16 protein-coding genes are annotated in these 21900 nt (G+C 65.6%); 1 reads left to right on the top strand and 15 read right to left on the bottom strand.

Annotated features, from left to right (window positions below; genetic code table 11):
* Window positions 1-67: 67 nt before the first annotated feature.
* A complete protein-coding gene (locus tag K9U15_RS02325) occupies window positions 68-2071 on the bottom strand; it encodes a PH domain-containing protein (RefSeq protein ID WP_241557590.1) in 2004 nt (667 codons plus the stop codon).
* Window positions 2071-2559, bottom strand: coding sequence for a PH domain-containing protein (locus tag K9U15_RS02320; protein WP_087190275.1), 489 nt, complete (start codon window positions 2557-2559; stop codon window positions 2071-2073). The genes K9U15_RS02325 and K9U15_RS02320 overlap by 1 nt, the downstream gene beginning before the upstream one ends.
* Before the next feature lie 323 nt (window positions 2560-2882).
* Between K9U15_RS02320 and K9U15_RS02315 the strand changes: the two genes are divergently transcribed.
* Window positions 2883-3326 carry a GatB/YqeY domain-containing protein gene (locus K9U15_RS02315; protein WP_123672855.1) on the top strand — a complete coding sequence of 148 codons (444 nt, stop codon included), beginning with the start codon at window positions 2883-2885 and terminating at the stop codon, window positions 3324-3326.
* 148 nt (window positions 3327-3474) lie between these two features.
* On the opposite strand, the gene K9U15_RS02310 is transcribed toward K9U15_RS02315, so the two are convergent.
* The 13 genes from K9U15_RS02310 to K9U15_RS02250 form a co-directional block, all read right to left on the bottom strand.
* Window positions 3475-4188, bottom strand: coding sequence for a response regulator transcription factor (locus K9U15_RS02310; RefSeq protein WP_167380490.1), 714 nt, complete (start codon window positions 4186-4188; stop codon window positions 3475-3477).
* Window positions 4189-4302: 114 nt separating this feature from the next.
* Window positions 4303-5973 carry a DUF3365 domain-containing protein gene (locus K9U15_RS02305; RefSeq protein WP_123672857.1) on the bottom strand — a complete coding sequence of 557 codons (1671 nt, stop codon included), beginning with the start codon at window positions 5971-5973 and terminating at the stop codon, window positions 4303-4305.
* 35 nt (window positions 5974-6008) lie between these two features.
* Window positions 6009-6674: a molecular chaperone TorD family protein gene (locus K9U15_RS02300; protein ID WP_123672859.1), complete on the bottom strand. Its 666-nt coding sequence runs from the start codon at window positions 6672-6674 to the stop codon at window positions 6009-6011.
* Between the two features lie 68 nt (window positions 6675-6742).
* Window positions 6743-7315, bottom strand: a complete 573-nt coding sequence (locus tag K9U15_RS02295; RefSeq protein WP_123672862.1) for a 4Fe-4S dicluster domain-containing protein — start codon at window positions 7313-7315, stop codon at window positions 6743-6745.
* Window positions 7316-7321: 6 nt separating this feature from the next.
* Window positions 7322-9952: a molybdopterin-dependent oxidoreductase gene (locus K9U15_RS02290; protein ID WP_301155538.1), complete on the bottom strand. Its 2631-nt coding sequence runs from the start codon at window positions 9950-9952 to the stop codon at window positions 7322-7324.
* A 246-nt stretch (window positions 9953-10198) separates the two neighbouring features.
* A complete protein-coding gene (locus K9U15_RS02285) occupies window positions 10199-11320 on the bottom strand; it encodes a DUF4190 domain-containing protein (RefSeq protein WP_278806239.1) in 1122 nt (373 codons plus the stop codon).
* 130 nt (window positions 11321-11450) lie between these two features.
* Entirely contained in the window at window positions 11451-12488 is a 1038-nt protein-coding gene (gene cydB / locus K9U15_RS02280) for a cytochrome d ubiquinol oxidase subunit II (RefSeq protein ID WP_087191523.1), read from the bottom strand.
* 2 nt (window positions 12489-12490) lie between these two features.
* A complete protein-coding gene (locus K9U15_RS02275) occupies window positions 12491-13975 on the bottom strand; it encodes a cytochrome ubiquinol oxidase subunit I (RefSeq protein ID WP_123672864.1) in 1485 nt (494 codons plus the stop codon).
* Between the two features lie 267 nt (window positions 13976-14242).
* Window positions 14243-15592, bottom strand: coding sequence for a diguanylate cyclase (locus K9U15_RS02270; protein WP_123672865.1), 1350 nt, complete (start codon window positions 15590-15592; stop codon window positions 14243-14245).
* A gap of 141 nt (window positions 15593-15733) precedes the next feature.
* Window positions 15734-16819, bottom strand: coding sequence for a hydrogenase formation protein HypD (gene hypD, locus K9U15_RS02265; RefSeq protein ID WP_194073871.1), 1086 nt, complete (start codon window positions 16817-16819; stop codon window positions 15734-15736).
* Window positions 16820-16938: 119 nt separating this feature from the next.
* On the bottom strand, window positions 16939-17196 hold the full coding sequence (locus K9U15_RS02260) for a HypC/HybG/HupF family hydrogenase formation chaperone (protein WP_087191519.1): 258 nt from the start codon (window positions 17194-17196) through the stop codon (window positions 16939-16941).
* A 51-nt stretch (window positions 17197-17247) separates the two neighbouring features.
* Window positions 17248-20061 (bottom strand): carbamoyltransferase HypF, encoded by a 2814-nt coding sequence (locus K9U15_RS02255; protein ID WP_301155537.1) that lies wholly within the window; start codon window positions 20059-20061, stop codon window positions 17248-17250.
* Between the two features lie 37 nt (window positions 20062-20098).
* Window positions 20099-21805, bottom strand: a complete 1707-nt coding sequence (locus K9U15_RS02250) for a glucose-6-phosphate isomerase (RefSeq protein ID WP_123672869.1) — start codon at window positions 21803-21805, stop codon at window positions 20099-20101.
* Window positions 21806-21900 lie beyond the last annotated feature (95 nt).

Genomic DNA, 21900 nt, shown 5'->3' with positions numbered 1-21900 from the left:
CCGGCAAAGGGGAAGTGCTACTTCGGCTGTCCGATGCATCGGGTGTTACCTGTGCGCTCATAATGCCTCACTCTACCACATTTCCCCGCGGCTTGAGCCAATCGAGCCAGCTGCGGGCATCTTCTTCACAGACGTCGATCAGGCGAATCGTGGTGCCGCCGATGCCGGCCGCGGTTCGGGCGCTCACGGTGGCCGTGCGGGCGCGGCGCTGGAACGGGTTCGTCTTCGTGTAGCCGAACTGGATCTTCTTGCGCGGGAAGCTCACGGTCTCACGCGCGAAGCCGCCGTTGCTCACCTGCATGAAATGCTCGTTGTACGCGAACCCGGAGCCTCGGAACCACAGAACGGCACCCACCAAGTCCAACACGAACAGCACGAGGCACAGCGCATAGCCGATGAAGGCGCCGGTGTTGATATAGAAGAGGATCGTGAGGCCATCGGCGTCAGGTACGATGAATGCGTTCGAGCACACCTGCCCGATGGCGATGACGACGGCGAGCCACAGCCCCGTTCCCTGGATGATGCCGCGACGGATGAGCGCGCGGCGCAGGGCCACGGGCGCCACGGGCGTGCTCTCCACCGGCACGCCGGCGAACTCGGGCACCAGCCCTGCGAGGATCTCGGGCACGCGGCTCATCTTCACGAAGGGATGCACCACCAGGCCCTGGCTCAGGCTCTTCTGCTGCTCGTCGGAGCCTTCGGCCGCCGCATCGATCTTGCCGAGCGAGAGCTCGCAGTATCCCAGCAAACGGCGGATGAAGCTCTGCTTCACGATGACCGACTGGACGCGGTCGACGCTCACGCCCTGGAACTGGTGCTGCAGCAGGCCGCGCTCCACCTCTATGCGGTTGTCGCGCCGACAGGCGCGGAAGCCGCCGAACGAGATGGCGCTGCCCACGATGGACAGAAGCCACATCACGGCTGCGACCACCAGCACCAAGGCCACGCCGGCGGCCACGAGGTTGCCGCCGAACAGCTGGCCGCTTAAAAGCATGAACTGACCGACGATGGGATCGACCATGCCGGTGAGAACCGGCGCCATCTGGCTGGCGAACTGGGCCGCCCCGCCCAGGATACCCAAGATGACGAGCACGAACGCCGTGTTGTTCGAAAGGCCGGTGAACAAAAGCTCCTTGTTGCTCAAGCCGTACTCGTAGGTCACCTTGCCGGTGTCGACGGCCGACCCGCCGAACACACCGCGCACGTCCGTCCATATCTCGGCCGGCGCGTCCAGCACGTTGTGGGGAGCCTGCCCGGCGGCCCCCGCTCCCGCCGCCGCCGCTTGGCCGGCCGCTCCCGCCTGGGGCAGCACCACGCCGCTTGCAGCCGCCACGGCCACGGCAGCCTCCTGGGGCGCCATGCCCTCCTGGACGGCCATCGCGTACTGCTTGCGCGCGAACAGCTCGGTGCGCAGCTGCTCGGCCTGCGATTTCTGCACGTAGGGCACCTGAACGGCCTTGTTGTTCGAGCCGCCCGCCGTGTCGATGCTCACCGTGCACACGCCGAACAGGCGCTGGAGCAGCGACGCGCGCTGATCGACCGACTGTATGCGCTGGTAGGGCACGTGAACGCGCTTCTTGTTGAAGATGCCCGAGTACAGGTTGAACTCCTCGGGGCCTATGACGTAGTACAGGTGCTTGTACGACAACCACTGGAAAAGCGCCACCAAGCCGATGATGAGCACGAGGCCCAGCACGATGGCGCCGATGACCAGCATGAGCAGGGGAAGGTCGCCGCCTATGGTCTCGCCATCGGCCAACGCCCCCACGAACCCGGAGAAGCCCGAGACGAGCACCACGAAGAACATGGCGGCCCCTGCCTGGATGCTGCCGAGCCAGATGTAGCTGTGATGCACATGGTGGCGCGGCGGCCCCTGCGGCGGGTACGGTTGGCCAGGATACGGCGCCGGCTGCTGCGGGGGATACGGCTGCCCCGAGGGCGCAGGCGGTTGCCCCGTGACGGGATCGTTCCAGCAGGGCTGGCCGGGATACGGCTGGTTCGGCGGCTGCTGGTTGAAACCGGGCTGAGGCTGGCCGAAAGGGGGCCGTGCAGGTTGCTGGTTGTCGGCCATCACACGTCCTCCTGGGCGAGGCGCGCAAGCTCGGCCGCCTTGTCGCGCAGCTGCTCGGCGGTCTGGCTGTCGAGCCCCGGTATCTCGTGCTCGCCCGCAGCCGTGGCCACCGTAACGCTGGCCAGGCCGAACGCGCGCAGGATGGGCCCCTGGCGCGTGTCGGTGTTCTGCACGCGGATGAACGGGATGACGAAGCGCTTGCGCCACACGATGCCGCGCGCGATGTCCAGGTAGTCGTCCGAAAGCTCGTAGCGCCACCGCATGAAGCGGATGGGCGGCAGCACGACCAGCCATACGACCATGCCCACCACGTACAGGGCAGCCAGCGCCGCCAACACGACGAACATCCACCCGGCCGACTCCACCGCCGCGGCGATGGCGAACGGCACGAAGCAGCACAGGAACACCACCGTGAGCCATATGGCATCGTTGATGCGCCACACGTTCTTTATCTTAGGATTAAGCTGGTTTGCAGGCAGGTCTCTCATGAACGTCCTCCACTCGAACTATATGCGTCCTTATCATACCAGAGCACCCGATTGCGACCGATGCGATCGCCCAGCTTGTAACGTGGTTTTTGCTTTACCCGCCGATGCGGTCAGACCCCTTCGCACGGCTCCCGTGCAACGGAGCAGGTGGCGCCGAGCCGTAGGGTCCGATGCAGCCCGTTCGACAGCGCCGGCTTCCACCTAAACAAAGGCGCTACGAGAACGAGCGTTTCACGTGAAACATTCGTTCTCGTTTTTTGGCTTCGCGCGTCGTGCAGTATACTTTGAACTCAAAGCGACCGCACGACGAAAGCGAGGGCAAGATGAAGTACGACGAGCTGAAAGACGAGATCAAAGCCGCCATGAAGGCGAAGGACAAGGTTCGGCTGTCCATCCTGCGGCAGGTGCATGGCGAGATCAAGAACATCGAGGTCAACGAGCGGCGCGACATCGAGGACGCAGACGTCGACGCCATGATCAAGCGACTCATAAAGCAAACGCGGGAGACGCTCGACGGATCCATCAAGGCCGGCAACGACCAGGAGCGCACGGACATGCTGTCCGAGCAGGTTGCCATCTTGGAAGGCTACCTGCCCAAGCAGGTGACAGGCGACGAGCTCACCGCGCTCATCGGCGAGGTGCTGGCCGAGACGGGCGCCTCCACGAAGAAGGACATGGGGCGCGTCATGGGCGCCCTCACGCAGAAAACCTCCGGCAACTTCGACAAAGCGGCCGCCGCCAAGGAGCTGGGACAGCGCTTGGCGTAGCCGCCTGCGATCCACCGGCGGCGGGGTCGCCTGTGGCGGGTTGGGCGCGCAACAGGATGGTGCAACGGATTGCGGCAGGGGCCAGAGCCCCTGCCCTACAGGATGATCCCCAGGCGGGGCTTGCGCTTGGGGGCTTTCGTTGCGGCCCCTACCGGCGCTCGGCGAATTTGTAGCCCACACGCCATACGGTGATCAGGTACTTCGGCTGAGAGGGATTCTCCTCTATCTTCTCGCGGATCTTGCGCATGAAAACGGTGATGCTGCTCTCATCCACTTCGCTGTCCACGCCCCAGATATGCTCGAATATCTGCGCGCGCGTGAACACCTGCCCGGGGTTCGCGGCCAAAAGCGCCAGGATCTCGAACTCTTTTGCCGTGAGGTCGACCTTGCGCCCGTGCAGACGCGCCTCGTACTGGTTGAAGAACACCTCCAGGTCGCCTGTGGTAGCGCTTCCCTCGCGGTTCACGGCCTTCGCGAACGCGAGGTCGTCCTTGTGGCGGCGCAGATGCGCCTCGATGCGCAGCAAGAGCTCGTCGGGGCTGAACGGCTTGACCACGTAATCGTCGCCCCCGGCCTTGAAGCCGATGCTCTTGTCCACGATATCGCCCTTCGCCGACAGGAAGATAATGGGAATGCGCCGGCCGTCCTCGCGCATGCGGCGGCACACCTCGAAGCCGTTCATGCCGGGCATCATCACATCCAACAGGAGCAGGTCGGGCTTCTCGTCGGCCAGCAGGGTCAGCCCTTCCTCGCCGTCGAACGACGCGCAGAACGCATAGCCCGCATCCTCCACGATGCGCCTCATGAGCACGTGCAAGCTCTCATCGTCGTCGATGAGCATCACTTTCGCCGCATTCCCCATACGGTTCCTCCCCTTCCGCTCGTGCTGCGCACCCGAGCAGCCCATCCTGCAGCTCTCCCTCGCTCCGCGAGGCGCTGCCCCCTTTAGGACGCGCCGCCAGAAACAGCGCCGCGTTCACGCTCGGGCCTCGGTAGGCCCGTCCACCGGGATGCGCACCGCGAACACGCTGCCGCGCCCCGGCTCGCTTTCCACGGAGATGGTGCCCCCGTGCATCTCGGCGTACTCCTTCGCCAGCGAGAGCCCCAGCCCGGTACCATTGTAGCGGCGCGACGCCGACGAGTCGGCCTGCACGAAACGGTCGAAGATGCGCCGCTGGTCCTTCTTCGCAATGCCGATGCCCGTGTCCGCGACGCGCAGCCACACCTGGCCGCATTCGGGATGCCAGCTGATGGACAGGCGCACGTCGCCGCCCTCCGGCGTGAACTTCACCGCGTTGCCGCACAGGTTCTCCAACACGTGGCGCAGCTTCTCGAAATCGGCTGTGATCAGCGGCACGTCGGGGTCGATCTCGCAGGCGAACGCGATGTTCTTTCGGTTCGCCAGCGGCTGCACCACGGCCTGCACCATGCCCGCGATGTCGCCCAAGTCTACCGTTTCCCTATTCATCTCGATCCTTCCGGCGTCGAGCCGGCTCATCTCCAGTATGTCGTTGATCATGAGCAGGAGCGCGCGGCTGTTCGCCTCGATCTCGCGCCGCGTCTCCGCCTCCTTCTCGTCGGCGGGCTCGCTGTTGCGGTTCAGCAGCTCCGTGAACGCGATGATGGACGTGAGCGGCGTGCGCAGCTCGTGGCTCATCATGGCAAGGAACTCGGACTTGTAGCGGTTCTCGTCGCGCAGGCGGCCGTTGGCCTCCTCCAGCTGCGCGCGCTGCCGCTCGAGCACGGCGTTCGCCTCGGCCAGCTGCGCGGTGCGGACCTGCACCTGCGCCTCCAGGTTGCTGTAGATGCCGGCCAGCTCGTGCGCCATCTCGTTGAACTCGGTCATGAGCGTGTTCATCTCGCGCGACGACTCCGTGTGCGCCAGCTCCACGTCCAGATCGCCCGTCTGGATGCGCTCGACGCCCGCCTGGATCTTGCTGAGCGGCCGCGTGACGAGGTAGGTGAGCGCCAGGTACATGATAACCAGGCATGCCACCAACATGCCCCCGAAGAAGATGACGTCCTGCACCACGGCGCTCTTCTCGTTGTCCATGTACACATCGAGCGGGATGACGATGCTGATGGCTCCGCCCACGTCGCCCGAGCGCCAACCCTCCTTCGCATAGCCGGTCACGTCGATCTCGCCGGCGGGCTCCCCGTGGCAATCGAGGCAGTTCCTCTCGATGCGCATGGGCGCCAGGTAGCGGAACACCTCCTCGCCCTGGTACTGCGTGATCTCGTAGAACTCGCGGCAGGTCGGGTCGACGTAGAACGCGTCGAGCGCGCGGGCCTCGAAGGCGTCCGGCTCGTCAGCCTGGTTGCGCGGGTTGAAGTTCACGAACCGCGTGGTGTAGCTGGATTGCGACGTGAAGAGCTGCCCTATGCTGCGACCGGCGATAGCGCAGTGGAGGCCCTGGTACACGCCGTCGTCGGTGTAGGATATCTGCTCGAGGCGGTCCTGGTTCGAGGCCATGAACTCCCAGACGGCGTCCATCTGCTGGGTCAGCACCATGCCCTTTTCGCGCAGCTCGTTTTCCATCTGGGCGCGCTTGTTCTCGGACGTCCAGGCCAGGTTGGCCACGAGCGACACGGCGATCAGCGCGATGATCAGGCCCGCGAACTTCGTCTTCAGCTTTATGTTCCCCATGACGCTCCCCTCCCCTCAAGCGCCTTGGCCCGGCCTCACGCAGAGGCCGCGAGCTCCTCCAGCACGTCGGCGTCGCGCGCGCAGACGAGGGCTGCCAGCTCCGCGAACCGCGGATAGAGGGCCCCGTCCCCTGCGCTGCCCGCCAACCGCTCAGCGAACGCCTCGACCCACGTGAGCAGGTGCTCGCGCAGGAAATCCCGCTGCACGGCGAGCAGGTTAGCGCAGCGCTCCTCGTCGCCCGCCTCAAACGCGGCGCTCGCATCGGCCGCAAGCGTGGCCATGAAGTCGAGCTCAACCGCCAGATGGTCGTCGGCCTCGTGGGGATACCCCGCAGCGGCATAGCCCGCCCGGCGGTAAGCATCCCTCACGGCAAGCGTGCTCTCCTGAAAAAGCAGCGGCTCCCCGGTAGCATACACCGATTCCCACGGCGGTGCGGGGAGCTTCGCCGGGCCGATGAAAAGTTTCGTGTACGCACTGCACAGTCCATCGGGACCGCTTGCAACCGCCTCGGCGATCGCATCCTGCAGGCGCGCGCCCTCGCCGCCCTGGCCGTCGAGCAGCGCGCATTCTTCGCGCGTGTGCGCGTCGGCCACGATGCCGAGCAGGGCGTCGTCGGGCTCGGCCGCGAAGGCCCGCCAAAGGTAGCGGTAGAGAAAACACCGGTTGGCGAGCACGGTGCCCGCCGCATCATCGAAGCGCATATCGTCCCCCTTACGGGCAAGCTGCAGCGACTGGGAGGGAGAAGGCCGCTGCAGCTTGTCGTCGGATGTTACATGAGCGCCGACACGGGGTCGGGCTCGAGCGCCGCCGGCTTGGCCACGATGGCGACGCTCGGCTCGGTCTTCGGCTCGGGCAGGATCGCAACGGCGTTCACCGCATCGGGATGCGCGGCGCGCAGCTCGTCGATCGGCCCGAACTCAAGGGCGCGCATCGGGCACGCCGCCACGCAGGCCGGCTGCTCGCCGTTCGCGCGAAGCTCGATACAGCCATCGCACTTGTGCGTCTTCTGGATCGACTCGATATGCTGGGGCACGCCGTACGGGCACGCCTTCACGCAGTATTGGCAGCCGATGCACTTCTCATCGTCGTGCTGCACCGTGCCGTCTTCCTCGTCGATGTACATGGCTGCGTTGGGGCAGGCCGCCACGCACTCGGGCTTCTCGCAATGGTTGCACGAGCCGGAGTAGTGGTAGGTCTGCACGGCGGGGTACTCCCCCACCTCGAAGTCCGACAGCCTCCTGAAGATCACGCCCATCTCAAGGTCGTTCTTGTCCTTGCACGCAACCTGGCACGTCCTGCAGCCGATGCAGGCGGTCATGTCGAAGTAGAATCCGTTCCTCATCGTCGATCACCTCTCCTGCATCTGCGCTTCGGGGATGCGCGGGGGCTGCTCGCTGTCGGGTGCGAGCTCTTCTTGGTACTTCTCGATGTTGCCTATGCAGGTGTTCCAACCGGACACTCCCTGGCCCGACTGTATCTGCCCCGTGAGGATGTTGTCCGATCCGGCACGGTCGATGCCCTTTTCCTCGTCCATATCGACCCATGCACCGTGGGGCAGGCCGATAACGCCCGGCATGAAGCGCTGCGTGGGGCACGCGGTGCGGAGGCACTTGCCGTGGGGGCTTGTGATCAGCACCGTGTCGCCTTCCTGGATGCCCTTCTCCTGCGCGTCCTGCGCGCTGATGAACACGGGGTTCGGCCAGGTCTCGCGCAGCCATTGCACGTTGTCGAACACGGTGTGGGAGCGGCGCAGGTAATGGGGGTTGTACACCTGGTAGGGATAGTCGCCCTTAACGCCCGCCTCGAAGTCGCTGAACGTGGCCTCGACGCCTTCTTGCGGGGGGACGTAGGTAGGAATGGCCTCGATCTTGCTGTAGCCGATGCCGTTGATGGCGTCACGCAGGGGCGCGCAGTATATCTCCTGCTTGCCGCTGGCGGTTTTCAACGGATTCGCCTCGGGGTCCTGTACGAACTTCTCGTAGGCGATGTAGCTATAGCCGTCGTCGGGCGAGCGGGGTATCTGGTACATACCCTTCTCGATGAGCTCCTTCATCCCGATCACGCCCTCTTGCGGCTCGCCCTCGCACTCCCATTCCTTGATGTCGTCCTCGGTGATGGTGACGAGCGGCTTCTTCTCGCCCGCCTCGTCGACGATGTACGCTCCCACGAACTGGTTGAACAGCTGCTGCTTCACGCCGAAGGGGAACACTTCCTCGGGGTTGAGTCCCAAGCGCTTTCCTATCTCGCTGGCGATCTCCTCGTCGGAAAGGCATTCGTACATCCGGTCGATCACCTTAGAGTGGTAGATGAGCGCCTCGCGGTTGCCCTGGAGGAACCCGCCCTCCTTCTCCCAGTAGGACTCGATGGGCAGCACGAAATCGGAGTAGGCGGCGTTCGTGGTCATGAACAGGGAGTGCGTGACCACGAGGTCGACCTTGCGGTGCGCCTCGATACCCTTGGCCTGGCCGTCGGTGGTCTGGAGCTTAGCGTTCATGCTGTCGTGGTAGATGAGCTTGATATCCACCTCGCGCGGCTCGCCGGGAACCTTTTTCGTGGAACCGCCCGCATAGGTGTACTTGCCGTCGACGATGGCGTTCCACATCTCCGTGTCGTTGATGCTCTCGGTGGCAGCGAGCGGGTTCTTGATGGACGGGAGCTCGCTCGAGCCGGCGCCTATCAGGTACGTGCCGCCGTTGAACGAGCGCGAATGGCACGACAGGCCGCACATGTGGCCCGACTTGCCGAAGTGGCCGCCCATCGCGCCCAGCGTCATGACCAGCTGGGGAAGGCAGTCGGCGTTGTGCGTGCGGGCGGAGGCCCAGGCCATGAGAATGGCGGCCTTGTTGTCCTTGCCCATGAGCACGGCCAGGTAGCGGATGTTCTCGGGGCTCACGCCGCAGATCTTGGAGGCCCACTCGGGCGACTTCGGGGTTCCGTCGTGGGTTCCCAGGACGTAGTCCTTGAAGTTGCCGGCCGGGTCCTCGCCCTCGGGCATGTGGTCGGCGTCGAAACCTACGTTGTGGGTGTTCAGGTAATCCCAGTCTATCAGGCCCTTCTCGCCGTCAAGCTCCAACATGGCGTTCGCGATGCCCAAGAACAACGCCATGTCGGTCGAGGGACGACAGGGAATCCACTCCGCGTCCACGAGCGCATAGGAGTCGTTGTAAAACGGATCGACCGCAACGAACTTCGCGCCGGCCTTCTTCATCTGCAGCAGATGGTAGGCGGGGTTGCCGGCGGACGACCAGGCCGGGTTCGTGCCGAACATGACCACGACCTCGCTGTTGCGCATGTCGAGGCGGTCGTTGATGCCCTCGTTCGGCTGCGGGGCGATGCCCACCACATCGGGCGTGTACGTCCACGCGCCGCGCGACGTGGTGCCCCAGTGGCCGATGTAGCCGCCGTAGAGGCTTAGGAACTTGGAAACGGGGCCGCCGTCGGCGAAGAACGCGCGGTTGCCATGGGCATCCTTGATGCGCTTGATCTCGTCTGCGATGTAGGTATACGCCTCGTCCCAGGAGATACGCTCCCATTCGTCCTTGCCGCGGAGGTCTCCGTGCGCGTTCTCGCCGCCGCCGGGCTGCCAAGACTTGCGCTTCATGGGGTACTTCAGGCGGTCGGCGGACAGCACGTGGTTGCGCTGGGCACGGCCGCGGACGCAGGCTCGCTGCTGCGGGTAGTCGGGGCTGTCCTCGTGGGTGTCGTCGGTCTTCTGGCGTATGACCACGCCGTCCTTCACGAGCGCCTTGTTGAGGCACCGACCGCCGCAGTTGTGCCAGCAAGCCGCCGTGACCCAGGTGCCGTCCGTGATGTTGCGCGCGTCGGCGGCCTCGTCCTTCTTCGCCGGCTCCACCTTGTTGGGCGCGCAGCCAGCCAGGCCGCCTACGGCCAGGGCGGCCGTGGCGGCGGCGCTGGCTTTGACGAAGCCTCTTCTGCTCAGCTCCGAAGACTGCCGAACCTTCTCCATGTAGCTCGTCATCTCTTCCCTCCTTTTTCGTGCTTTCCCCTTGGAGCAGCACCTTATCGGCGCCTTGCGATGAGACTACAAACCGGCGGCGTTAATAGCAATGGCCGCCACCTTGAGTGTTTCTTAAGAAGATGTTTCCCAATTATTAATGATTCCCCTGGTCGTGTTATCCCTGAAACGCGGGAAGGCGGGCCGCTGGGCCCGCCTTCCCGCATGGTCGGCGTTCGCGGTCCGCAAAGGACGGCCGCGCGGAGAGTTTTACAGGTTGCCGAACAGCAGTTCCGTCTCATCGGACCAGGACTCTTCGTCTACGACCCAAGCATCCCCTTGCTTCACCAGGTCAACACCGATGTAGGTCTCGGTCGTGTCCGTGGTCTTCTCCATGGCGGCATTGAACAGCTCGCCGAGCTTGGCCTTAACGGCCGCCTCGTCCATCGAGCCCGCCTCCGTGGAGCGCGAGAACGCCGTGGCGTCCGTCATGAAGGCGCCGGCGAACGCGTACACGTCGCGCATGGTCACGTCGGCATACGTGGTACCGGTGCCATCGCTGCTCGTGTAGGTGCCGTCAAGCTGGTAGTCAAAGTCGGCCAGCAGCCACTGGACGAACGCAACCGGATCTACGCCCAGCTCGGCAAGGCTGTAGCCGGCGCTGTCGGCAAACTCGGCATCGAGCTGGGCCGCAAGCTGTTGCACGAATGCCGGGTCCTGGTTCTTCAGCTTGTCGAGCTCCGCTTGGGCCACGGCCTCGGCCTGCTTCTCGCCCTCGGTGGCAGCGAGCCCGGAGTTCGAATCCGAATAGGGCGCGTTGTCCACCACCGTCACCGAACCGGGATTCGCCGCGATGTAGGCCATGGCGCCGAAGCCGATGACCAGATACAGAATGAACGACAGCACGGAGAGCACGATGCCGATGATGCCGCATACCTTGCCGCCGGTTGCCTTGCCGTCCTTGCCGGCCTCCTTCACGGCCTTCACCGCAAGCACGATGGCGACGATGCCCAGGATAATGCCGAAAAGCGGCGCCCACGCCAGCAGGATGGCAAAGATGCCGCACACGAGCGCGCCCGTGGCCTTGCCGCTCTTGGCGGGCTGCTGGTAGTAGCCGGGAGCGGGCTGGCCGTACGGGTTAAAGGGCTGGCCGGGAGCTACAGGCTGCTGCGGCTGGCCGTAAGGCGCGGCTGGCTGGTACGGCTGCGCAGGCTGGTCCTGCCCCGGAGCGGGCGGGGGAGGCGGGGTGGGCGATGCAGCGGACGGCGCGGTGGGCGTCGGCTCGGGAGCGGATCCGGGAGCAGGCTCGGCAGCGGGCGTCACCTCGCCCCCCGGCTGCTGCGGCTCGGAGTTCTCGGGCAAGGGAACCGTCCGATCTTGATCGTCTGCCATAGTCGTTCCTTTCTGATCAGGCTCGTTATTGCACAATACTCTATCACAATACTAGAGTAAAGTAAGGCCGGCCCGCAAATCGGGCCGGCCTTCGATTCCGCTTTTCGTTGAGGGTTCCGCAGCTTTCGCGTTAGTAGTGCGCCAGGTCGTCGTCCTCGATGCGCCCGCGGAACGTGCGGTAGATGATCACGTGGTACACCAATACCAGCGGCAGGCCCACGCACGTGATGATGGTCATCCACATGAGCGAGAGCTCGGACGACGCAGCGCTCATGAGCGTGATGGACGGGCCCGCGCTGCCGGCCGACGCCACCACGAGGTTCGGGAACATCGAGGCCGCCAGAAGTCCCACCAGGCAAAATGCCGAAACCGACTGCGCGAGGAAGGCGCCCTTGTCGCTTCCCTTGCTGCGCGCCAGCACGATGGACGCCACGATGCCGCCCGCCGCCAGGATGGCAAAGAGCCAACGCACGATGCCGAGCGCCGGGTCCATGGCCGGCTGGATGACGAAGTGCCCGTACACCGACACCGCCAGGAACAGCACGAGCGCCGCGATCTGCAGCGGCAGCCGCAGGCCGGCCGCACGCGCCTGAAGGGCGGACGGCTTCGGGGCCTTGAGCGCGATCCACGCAGCGCCCGCCGCCAAGAACATGGCCAGGCCAAGCAGGCCGCACAGCAGCGTGAACGGCGTGATGAGGCCCAGCAACGGAACGCCCACGTAATCGCCGTTCATATCCATGGGAATGCCCGCATAGATGTTGCCCACGGCCACGCCCAGAAGCAGCGCCGGCAAGAGCGATCCCACGAAGAAGCAGCCGTCCCAGACCTTGCCGTACTTCTTGTCGTGCCCGCGGTACTCAAGCGACACCGCACGCACGATAAGCCCGAACAGCACCAGCATGACCGCCAGGTAGAACCCGCTGAACGTGGTGGCGTACGCGGGGGCGAACGCCGCGAACAGCGCGCCGCCGGCCGTGAGCAGCCACACCTCGTTGCCGTCCCATACCGGCCCGATGCTGCGGCGCACGACGGCCTTGTCGTGATCGTCCTTCGCCACGAACGGGTACAGCACGCCTGCGCCCAAGTCGAACCCGTCGAGCACGAAGTACCCGCCGATGAGCACAAAGATCAGGAAGAACCACAGCACGTTGAAGAAGGTCATCTCCATGGCTACTCACCGCCTTTCGCAGCGACCACCGGATCGCCCACCGGCGCGAAGCCGGGCACGACGTCCTTGCGCTTGGCGTCGTCGGATGCGGCATTGTCGGCTTCGGCCGGCTTCGCCACCGGGCCCTCCTTGATGAAGCGGCCCATGACGCGCGCCCACGCGAAGATAAGGAACACGTACACCAGGAAGAACAGCACCATGGTGACCAGCAGCTCGGGAGCCGACACCGAGGCCGAAGCCGCATCGCCGGTGGCAAGCGCCACGCCCTCGGGGCCGGTGGCCGAAGGGTACACGACCCACGGCTGGCGGCCGAGCTCGGCGGTGAACCAGCCGGTTTGGATGGCGATGACCGGGAACACGGGCGAGATCAGCACGAGGCGCTGCAGCCACCTCATGTTCTTGATGCGGCCACCCTTGCGGTACGAGAACACGATGGCCAGGATGGCCGTGATCATGATCAGGCCGTACATGGCAACCATGATATGGTACGTCTGGAACACGAAGTTCACGGGCGCCGTCTCGGGATCGAGAGCGCCGTACTGCTCCGTCTCGGCCAGCGAGTTCAGACCCTGGTACTCGGTGTCCCAGGTGCCCGTAGCCAGGAAGCTGGTGCCGCCGGGGATGGCGAACGGGGTGATGACCTGCTGACTCTCCTCGTCCACCCAGCCGAACAGGTACAGCGGCGGGACCTCGTCGTCGTACATGCCCTCCATCATGGCCAGCTTCGTGGGCTGCTCCTCGGCCACGACCACGGCCGACGCGTGCGCCGTGAAGATCATGACGCAGCTGGTGACGATGCCCACCACGGCGCCGATGCGCATGGTCTTCATGGCGAAGTCGGCGTGCCTGCCCTTGATCAGGTACCACGCGCTCACGGCCATGGCGGCGAACGCGCCCATGATGAGCAGCGCAACCACCACGTGGCTATAGCGGGCCATGAGCGACGGGTTGAGCGCGGCGCCCAGGAAGTCCGTGATGACGGCCTTCGACCCGTCGGCCGCAAGCTCCGCGCCGGCCGGCGTCTGCATCCACGAGTTCGCAATGAGGATCCACAGGGCGGAGAGGCACGAGCCGAACCACACGAGCCAGGCGCTCACCAGGTAGAACTTCGGCGACACGGTCTTGCGTCCGAACAGCAGGATGCCCAGGAACACCGACTCCAGGAAGAAGGCCAGCAGGGCCTCGGCCGCGAGCGGCGCCCCGAAGATGTCCCCGACGAAGCGGGAGTAGTCCGCCCAGTTAGTTCCGAAGGAGAACTCCATCGTGATGCCCGTGGCCACGCCTATCACGAACGTCGCGGTGAAGATCTTCACCCAGAACCTCGAGGCCGCCGCGTCTTTCTCGTTGCGCGAGCGGTAGTACCTGGTTTCGTTGATGGCTAGGATCAATCCCAAACCTATGGTCAACGGCACGAAGAAGAAGTGGTAGGCCGCCGTCAGGGCGAACTGCACACGCGCCAGCAACACGGGATCGGAAAAGATATCCATGGCACACCCCCTTTATGTCTCGCCTTGCCTTGTGCGCCGCCCGCAAGGAGCGACGCGCTTCTAATTGATACTATATTAGCACCATTTACACGAAAATACTATGCCGGCTCCGATCATTTTTCGGCTCCCAGCAGTTGCGTGCCCCCTCCTGCCGATTGTAGGGCCGCGCACGGCGGCCGCATGCGTTTCGACATAAAATCGTTGACTATAAGGCTCATTATAGTGCAGGGCCATGCGGGGTGCGAAGCGGGAGGGGCCGGGCAGCGGCTACTCCGCTTGGGAACTCCCCTTCGCGGCGCGTTTTTCGGCGTACATGCTGTCGTCGGCGGCGCGGATGAGGGAATCGTAGTCGCATCCGTCATCAGGGTACGCGGCAACGCCCACGCTGACGCCGATCGTCCAAGCCCGTCCCTCGAGGACGACAGGTTCTTCGAGGGCCTGCTGCAACCGGTCGGCGAACTCCTGGGCGGAATCGCCGGAAATCCCGCTCACCGCCACAACGAATTCGTCGCCGCCGACGCGCGCCAAGACGCCCGCATCGCCGCACACGGTGCGGAAGCGGTCGGCCACCTGCACCAGCAGCTCGTCGCCCAGCTTGTGGCCCAGGGTGTCGTTGACGGCCTTGAACCCATCCAGATCAAGGTAGAACAGGCTGAAGGGAACCTCGCGCGGCCCGTCACACCAGCGCCCGATCTCCTCGGCAAACCAGCGCCGGTTGTGCAGGCCGGTCAGCTCGTCGGTGTTGGCAAGGTCGTGCAGAAAACGTCGCTTCACCTGCATCTGCCCTATTACCACGGCCAGCAGGGCGCTGATGACCAGTCCCGCCGCAACCGTGGCGAGCACCTTCCCCCCATTCACCCATCCGGATTCCGGCGCGATGCCGAGCGTCCAATCATGGTTGGGAACCGACACCGTGTAGCTGACGGGGTCGTCCTCCGGAAGCGTATCGGAAGACGCTATCGTCAGGTGCTCGCCGCCCTCCCCCTCCGTGTACAGCTCGAAGCGGTAGCCCTTGTCCTCGAGGTCGGAGAACATGACCGGATCGAGGGCGGCCGGAAGGTCGAGCACGATCACCGTGAAGCCCCAGAAGGTTTCCCGGCCGTCTCCGTCGGTGAGGAAGATGGGGTTGCGCGCAACCAGGCCGAAACCTCCCTGGTTCAGCACGTAGGGACCCGAGAGGGTGATCTGCCTCGTCTCGAGCGCAAGCAGGGCGTCCTCTCGACGCTCCGGGTTCTCGAAAATGTCGCTTCCAACGGTGGGCTCGTTGCCTTCGAGGGGGTACACATAGCGAACGACGCCATCGGGGAGGTACTGGATGGCGCGTATGCCGGCCCCATCGGAGAGCGAGCGTGCCAGGTCGACGAAGGTCTTCTCCGACAGCTCGCCGTTGCCTGCGATGATCATGGCCTCCATGATGTCGGTCTTGTGGAACAGGCCGTCCAAAAGCGAGGTGATTCGCGAGCTGTATACCTGGTCGGTGCGCAGCGCCTCGTTCCGCTCGGCGCGCACGTCGTCCCCTGCGACGTACGCCGTCACGGCACCCACCACCAGCGCGCCGAGGATGAACGCGACCACGGGCAACGGTATGAGGTCCCCGATCCGCTTTCCCCTTTTCACACCTCCACGGCCTTTCTGCGCTTAGCCCTGCCGACCCCTTGCCGACCTTACTAGTAGCGGTAACGCGCGTCGCACCGCAAGGACACGCGCCCACGTTGCCGCATCAGCCTTTTGCCCGATCGACGCGCACCGCCCCCAACCTCAATAGTACCGGTAGTACGCGGCGCAGCTGCCCTCGCTGGACACCATGCAGGGGCCTACCGGGTTCTCGGGCGTGCACACGCGGCGGAACAGGGGGCACTCGTTGGGGGCCATGATGCCGCGCAGCACGTCGCCGCAGCGGCAGCCCTTCGGGTCCTGCGTGGGCTCGATGTTCGGCTGGAAGCGGCGCACGGCGTCGAACTGCGCGAACTCCTCGCGGATGCGGTAGCCCGAGCCGGGGATCTCGCCCAGGCCGCGCCAGAGCGCGGTGCACGTCTCGAACACCTCGTCGATGGCGGCCATCGCCACGGGGTTGCCCTGGGGCATGACGCCGCGCGCGTAGGCGATCTCGATCTCGGCGCGGCCCTCGTGCAGCTGGCGCATGATCATGGCGATGCCCTGCAGCACGTCAACCGGCTCGAAGCCCGTGATGACGCCGGGAATGCCGTACTTCTCGGCCAGGAACCGGTACGGCTCCGCGCCGATGATGGTGCTCACGTGGCCCGGCAGGATGAGCGCATCCAGCTTGAGCTTCGGGTCGTTGATGATGGCCTCCAGCGCACCGGGCATGTTCTTGTGGGCGCCGAACACGGTGAAGTTCTCGAGGCCGGCCGCAGCCGCGCGCTTGATGGCCATGGCCACGAGCGGCGTGGTGGTCTCGAAGCCCACGCCCACGAACACGATCTCGCGATCGGGGTTCTGCTGGGCGAGCGCCAGCGCGTCGAGCGGCGAGTACACGATCTGCACGCTGCGGCCCGCCGCCTGCTCTTTCAGGAGGCTCGACGTGGAGCCGGGCACGCGCGTCATGTCGCCGAACGTGGCGATGGTGACGTTGTCGGTGCGCGCGAGCGCGATGACGGTGTCGATGTCGTGATTCGACGTCACGCACACCGGGCAACCGGGGCCGGACGCCAGGCGGATGCCCTCGGGCATGAGGTTGCGGATGCCGTTGCGCGCGATGGCCACCGTGTGCGTGCCGCACACCTCCATGAGCGTGGCGCCGCCCGCGGGCGCGAGCTTCTGGATGGAGTCTATGAGACCGCGCGCGAGCTCGGGATCCTTGAACGCCGCGAGCTCGGCCTCCATGGCGGCGCCATCGACTGCAGGCTTTTCGTGCGCGGGCGTTTCGACCGGCGCGGCGGATGTTTCACGTGAAATATCCGTTCCAATTTTTTGGTTCGCTGGAGCGGCGCTCGTCGGGCCGCTCATCGGGACGCCTCTTCGACGTCGGGAATGTCCTCGCCGGCCAGCTCAGGGAACTGCTTGATGAGGTCGATGGTCTCCTGGGCGTAGTCGGGGTCCACCACCTCGATGGCGAAGCCGGCGTGCACGAGCACGAAGTCGCCCACGCCGGCCTGCGGCGTGAGGTCGACGGCAATGTCGCGGGTGACGCCCAGGATATCGACCGTCGCCAGGTTGCCGTCTTTGAGCTCGGTGATCTTAGCAGGTATGGCCAAGCACATAAGTTCATGCCTTCTTTCAGGTTGCGGCGCGGCTCCGCGGCGGATCGCGCCTTACGCACCGCGCTCGGCGGCGCCCTCTTCGTTCGAGGCCCATGCTACCACAGCTTGGCCGAACGAGATGCAGCCGTCGTTGGGCGGCAGATCGCGGTTGACGGCCACCGTGAACCCGACGCGCTCGAGCGCCGCCAGCGCATGCTCCACCAGGTAGCGGTTCATGAACACGCCGCCCGACAGCGCCACCGTCTCGATGCCGTACACGCTGCGCGCCAGCTCGGCCGCCGTGGCAACAGCCTGCACGAACGCGTCGTGGAAGCGTCGCGCGATGACGGCCACGGGCACGTCGGCAGCCTTATCGTCCAGAAGCGCACGGAACGCAGGGGCCGCGTCGAACAGCACGACCGAGGTGTCCTGCGCCGTGCTCTCCGCGGTGGCGGTGTTCTTGACGACCTCGATGGCGTAGCGGTCGGCCGCAGCGGCATCATCCTCGGCGTTCGGGAGGACGGTCGGAAGGGCAGCTGCAGCATCGGCCGCGGCATGCGCGGCCTCCCGCTGGACGGCTTCCGATGTTTCATGTGAAACATTTGTCTGGTTTTCGTCCATCGCCGCTTCTAGCAAGATGGCCGGCTCGCCCTCGTACTTCGGTTCCGTGCAGATGCCCAGAAGCGCGCTGGCGGCGTCGAACAGGCGGCCGACAGACGAGGTCATAGGCGTGTTCAGGCCGCGGTCGATCATCTGCTCGCACAGGGCCGCCTGATCGCCCAGGGCGGCGAGCGCGTCGGCCGCGCCCGGATGCTCCAGCAGGTCGAACACCCACAGGGCACCGTAGGCCATGCGCAACGGATGCCTCACCGCCGCCGCGCCGCCCGGCATGGGCACGTAGGCGAAGTTCGCGAACCGCTCGAACGCGCGCTGGTTGCACAGGAGCACCTCGCCGCCCCAGATGGCGCCGTCCACACCGTAGCCCGTGCCGTCGAACGCGATGCCGCACACGGGGCCGGGCAGCCCGTGCTCGCCCATAACCGACACGATGTGCGCGTGGTGGTGCTGCACCTCGGTGAGGGGCAGATTGCGCGCGCGGCTCTCGTCGTGCGCCCACTTCGACGTGAGGTACTCGGGGTGCAGGTCGCAAGCCAGGCGCGTCGGCGTGATCTCGAACAGCGTCTCGTAGCGGTCCTTCGCCTGGAGCCACGCGTCGTAGGTCTCGGCGTTCTCCATGTCGCCGATATGCTGCGACACGAACGCCTCGGCATCGCGCGTGAGCGTGAACGTGTTCTTCTGCTCGGGGCCCACGGCGAGTATCGCCTGCGAACGAACGGATGCCTCACGTGAAGCATCGTGAGAACCCTCGGGCCCATCGGGGTCAGCAAGGACTTCCCCGGTGCCCGGGATGCGTTCGCTGGCGGAGGCGCCGCGTGCTTCGGTACGCAAGCTCTCGTCAGCGGGCGCAGATCGGGTGCCACGGGAGGCCGCAGCGTCGGCTCGTTCCGCTGGCTGGCTGGCCAACGGGATCGGAAGGGGCGCGAAGCCACGGGCGCGGCGGAGGAACTGGAGGGCCTCGCCCGCGCTGCCGGCATCGATGACGCGCACCACCGAGTCGTCGTAGCGGGCGCGGATGGCGCGGTCGTGGCCGATGAACGCGTCAGCCACGGAGAACAGCTTCGCGTAAGCATCCTCGTCGTCGATGACGATGGGCTCGTCGTGGATGTTGCCGGACGTCATGACGAGCAGGGGAATGAGACAATATCCCCGTCCCTTTGTCTCATCGGCGAAGTCGTGGAGCAGGAGGTGCTGGAGGGGGGTGTAGGGCAGCATGACGCCCAGCTCGGGCAGGCGGTCGGCCAGACCGGGGGCGAAGGCGGCGCCCGCGCGCTTCTTCAGCAGCACGATGGGGCGCTGCGAGCCCTCGAGCGCGGCAGCCTCGGAGTCGTTCACCTCGCAGACGCGGCGAACGTCGGCCGTCGAGGCAGCCATCACCGCGAACGCCTTGCCCTCGCGGCGCTTGCGGGCGCGCAGGAGCGCCACGGCGTCGGCGTTGTTCGCGTCGCACACCAGGTGGAAACCGCCGAGGCCCTTCACGGCCAAAATCTTCCCCGCACGCAGCAGCTCCACGGCGCGCGCGAGGATGGCATCGCTCTCTGCACGCGTTTTCCCCCAGATCACCGGGCCAAGTGGCGAAGCGATGGCGTCGGGGGCGTCACATGCTTCACCTGCAGCATTCGTGCGCTCTTCGAGGCCTACGGCCGGCACGGAGGCGTCTACGCTGGCCAGCGCGCAGGGCAGGCCCTCGTGCTCGCGCCAGCTCAGGTGCGGCCCGCACTCGAAGCACGCGTCGGGCTGCGCGTGGAAGCGGCGGTCGAGCGGGTCGCCGTACTCGCGGGCGCAACGCTCGCACATGGGGAAGTCCTTCATAGACGTGCTCTTGCGGTCGTAGGGCAGCTTCTCGATGATGGTGAAGCGCGGCCCGCAGCTCGTGCAGTTGATGAACGGGTAGCGGTAGCGCCGGTCGTTGGGGTTGAACAGCTCGCGCACGCAGTCGTCGCACGTGGCCAGGTCGGGCGACACGAGCGTGGTCTTCTCCACCGCGCCGGCGTCCGAGAAGCGGATCTCGAAGGAGTCGAAGTCCTCCAACGGAACCTCCTTGAGCGTCACTTCTTCGACGCGCGAGGCGGCCGGCGGGTTCTCGGACAGCTCGATGACGAACTCGTCGAGCAGCTTCGCCTCGCCCTCGGCATGGATGAACACGCCGTCGGTAGCGTTGAGCACCCAACCGTTTATCAGGTACTTCTTCGCCATTCGATAGACGAAGGGGCGGAATCCCACCCCTTGCACGATACCCTTCACCTGTATGTCGAGCGCTTCGATCATGGTGCGCCTTCCCGATAGGTTTGCGAGCGGAACCTACCTAGTTCAACGTTGCGAGTATCCCCGTGATAACCTCGGACAGGGCGCGCAGCGTCACGCCGGAGTTGTCGGGGAGGTGCAGATGCACGCAGCGGCGACCCCGGTCAGCGAGCGTCAGCAGGTCTCCGGAAGCCTGCGCCTTCGCCAGCGTTCCCAAGCTCTCGGCCTCTTCCGACAGCGGGATGTCCTTCAGCTCGTCGGCCGACAGGATGAGGAACACGCCGTTGTTCTGGCCGCCCTTCTGCAGCTGGCCCGTGGAGTGCAGGTAGCGCGGCCCCACTTCCAGGCACGACACCGTATGGCGGCTGGCCGCCACGCCGTGGCGTATGAGCTCGAGCGCCTCGCGCCGTCCCTCGCCCGTGAACGGCAAAAACGCGTTGAGCGCGAAGTAATCTCCCGGTTGGATGCTGGTCAGAAGCGCGCGGAGGGCGCCCTGCACGTCGGTGCAGTCCTTGAAGCACGGCGCCAGGCGGACCTCCACCTCGCCCATGTGCACGTCGCCGATGTAGTCCTGCACGAAGTCGGGCGCCGGCTGGCCCTCCTTCAGGATGTCCAGCACCACGGCCTTCGCGGAGGCCACGTCGGGCTGGTCGAACGGGCACACGCGCATGAGGTAGCCGCACATGGCCACGGCGTACTCCCACATGACGAAGTGCTCGGCCAGCTCCTCCACCGAGTCGATCTTGAAGTTCGCGCGCGGGATGGTGGGATCGATGTAGGACAGGCTCATCTCGAAGTTCTTGCGCTCGTCCCACAGGTCGGTCTTCGTCTGGTACATGATGACGCTGCGGTCGCCGGGGTCGTTCGTGAGCAGCAGCGAGTCTATCTCGATGTTCGGCAGGATGCCCTGGCCGTCCTTGCCCAGGCTCTCGGCCACCAGCTGCTCTATCCACAGGCCCAGCACGCGACCGCGCTTCGGCGTGAGGAACGAGAACTTGTTGCGCCCCTGCAGGTAGTTGTCGTACAGAAACGCCGCCAGCCCGATGGCCGGGTTGTCGATGGCGTCCTCGCTGCAGCGCTTCTCGGCCTCCACGGCGTGCTCCAGCAGCTCCTCCAGGTCGATGCCCACGAGTGCGGCGGGCAGCAGGCCGAACACGGACAGCGCCGAGAAGCGGCCGCCCACGGACGGCTCGCCGGGCAGCACGGCAGCCCAGCCTTCCTCGCGCGCTTGACGCTCCAAGTCAGAGCCGGGGTCGGTGATGGCCACCAGGTGCTGCACCAGCTCCTCCTCGGCCAGGGCATCGCCCACCGCGTCGCGCACGGCGCGCAGGGCGAGGCGCGGCTCGATGGTGCCGCCGCTCTTCGAGGAGATAACGAACAGCGTTGTCTCGGGCCGCGCCTCGGCCAGGATAGCGCGCACGCGCACGGGCGAGTCGGAGTCGAGCGTCTTGAACACGATGCGCGACGAGTCAGGCTTGTTGTATTTCGTGATGGTCATGGGCGCCTGCGTGGAGCCGCCCTGACCGATGAGCACGACCGTCTTGAGTCCCTGCTCGATGACGGAATCGGCGAACGCCTGGATGTCGGCGAGCGGGTACGGCGGGTTGCTGGCGAGGTCCGTCCATCCCATGTACCGTTCGGCGCAGGCCTGGGCCTGTTCGGAGAAATCATAGAGGGTCGCGTCCTTCGCGTGGACGCGGCTGGCAACGCATTCCTTCACGAGCGTCTTCGCGGAGGGATACAGCTTTTCCATATCACCCGAAATCATGAAACCTTCTTTCAGCGGAGTTTCGCCCATTCTAGCAAACGGCGGCGAGAAGTGCCCGTGCCCACCTCGGCTTGTGACGGAGTTGTGTACGTGAG

It is taken from the genome of Gordonibacter sp. RACS_AR68 (genome assembly GCF_030418485.1).
GTDB classification, from domain to species: domain Bacteria; phylum Actinomycetota; class Coriobacteriia; order Coriobacteriales; family Eggerthellaceae; genus Gordonibacter; species Gordonibacter urolithinfaciens.
This window is presented reverse-complemented; position numbering and strand designations above follow the sequence as displayed.